General features: G+C 48.4%; 10 tRNA genes and 2 rRNA genes. All 12 read left to right on the top strand.

Features of this window, described 5'->3' with window-relative positions:
* The first annotated feature begins 11 nt into the window (after positions 1-11).
* A 5S ribosomal RNA gene (gene rrf, locus EVJ22_RS15185) occupies positions 12-127 on the top strand.
* A gap of 83 nt (positions 128-210) precedes the next feature.
* A tRNA-Asp gene (locus EVJ22_RS15180) sits at positions 211-286 on the top strand.
* Positions 287-310: 24 nt separating this feature from the next.
* A tRNA-Phe gene (locus tag EVJ22_RS15175) sits at positions 311-386 on the top strand.
* Positions 387-395: 9 nt separating this feature from the next.
* Positions 396-471, top strand: a tRNA-Thr gene (locus EVJ22_RS15170).
* Positions 472-481: 10 nt separating this feature from the next.
* Positions 482-557: transfer RNA gene (locus tag EVJ22_RS15165), tRNA-His, on the top strand.
* 12 nt (positions 558-569) lie between these two features.
* A tRNA-Lys gene (locus tag EVJ22_RS15160) sits at positions 570-645 on the top strand.
* A gap of 37 nt (positions 646-682) precedes the next feature.
* Positions 683-763: transfer RNA gene (locus tag EVJ22_RS15155), tRNA-Leu, on the top strand.
* Positions 764-784: 21 nt separating this feature from the next.
* A tRNA-Gly gene (locus EVJ22_RS15150) sits at positions 785-859 on the top strand.
* Between the two features lie 7 nt (positions 860-866).
* A tRNA-Leu gene (locus EVJ22_RS15145) sits at positions 867-951 on the top strand.
* 6 nt (positions 952-957) lie between these two features.
* Positions 958-1,034: transfer RNA gene (locus EVJ22_RS15140), tRNA-Arg, on the top strand.
* 7 nt (positions 1,035-1,041) lie between these two features.
* Positions 1,042-1,118 (top strand) — tRNA-Pro (locus tag EVJ22_RS15135).
* Positions 1,119-1,218: 100 nt separating this feature from the next.
* Positions 1,219-1,305: ribosomal RNA gene (locus EVJ22_RS15130) — 16S ribosomal RNA — on the top strand; the annotation flags it as partial.

The following is a 1,305-nucleotide window of genomic DNA, read 5'->3' as shown; positions in this document are numbered from 1 at the left end:
CAATTCCCTTGTCTGGTGGCGATAGCGAAGCGGCCACACCCGTTCCCATGCCGAACACGGAAGTTAAGCGCTTCAGCGCCGAAAGTAGTTGGGGGTCTCCCCCTGTGAGGATAGGACGTTGCCAGGCTTTTTATTTTTTTACAAAACTTATTGACTTTATCCTAATTGACATTTAAAATAGGTGGAGTCGATACAAATAGTTTTACAAACGGTCCCGTGGTGTAGCGGTTAACATGTCTGCCTGTCACGCAGAAGATCGCGGGTTCGAATCCCGTCGGGACCGCCATTTTTAATTTAAACTTAATAAGTTGGCTTTGTAGCTCAGTTGGTAGAGCAAAGGACTGAAAATCCTTGTGTCGGCGGTTCGATTCCGTCCAAAGCCACCATTTACACCTGCCGGTGTAGCTCAGTTGGTAGAGCATCTGACTTGTAATCAGAGGGTCGAGGGTTCAAATCCTTTCGCCGGCACCATTTTTTCATGGCGATTGTGGCGAAGTGGTTAACGCACCGGATTGTGATTCCGGCATTCGAGGGTTCAATTCCCTTCAGTCGCCCCATTTTAAATTAATGAGCCATTAGCTCAGTTGGTAGAGCATCTGACTTTTAATCAGAGGGTCGCAGGTTCGAGCCCTGCATGGCTCACCATTTCTCATTAATTAATAGTTATATTTGAATATTATATGCGGGTGTGGCGGAATTGGTAGACGCGCTAGACTTAGGATCTAGTGTCCTTGACGTGGGGGTTCGAGTCCCTTCACCCGCATCTCTAATCAAAACTCATATTGCGGAAGTAGTTCAGTGGTAGAATACGACCTTGCCAAGGTCGGGGTCGCGGGTTCGAATCCCGTCTTCCGCTCCATTAATACGCGGTCGTGGCGGAATCGGTAGACGCGCTAGGTTGAGGGCCTAGTGGTGGTTAACACCGTGGAGGTTCAAGTCCTCTCGACCGCATTTTATGCACCCTTAGCTCAGCTGGATAGAGCGTTAGACTACGAATCTAAAGGCCGGGAGTTCGAATCTCTCAGGGTGCACCATTTATAACGGGAAGTAGCTCAGCTTGGTAGAGCACTTGGTTTGGGACCAAGGGGTCGCAGGTTCGAATCCTGTCTTCCCGACCATTTATTTTTTGGTCTTTGAAAACTGAACGATGAGGCAAAAAAAGTTTTACAAGTTTTGATTGAAGCGCAAGCTTCGTCATTTTCAAGAGCTATATCAAATTCTTTGGAGAGTTTGATCCTGGCTCAGGACGAACGCTGGCGGCGTGCCTAATACATGCAAGTCGAGCGCAGGAAATCGGCGGAACCC

The organism is Exiguobacterium sp. SH0S7 (assembly GCF_004337195.1).
In the GTDB taxonomy this organism is placed as follows: Bacteria; Bacillota; Bacilli; order Exiguobacteriales; family Exiguobacteriaceae; genus Exiguobacterium; species Exiguobacterium aurantiacum_A.
This window is presented reverse-complemented; position numbering and strand designations above follow the sequence as displayed.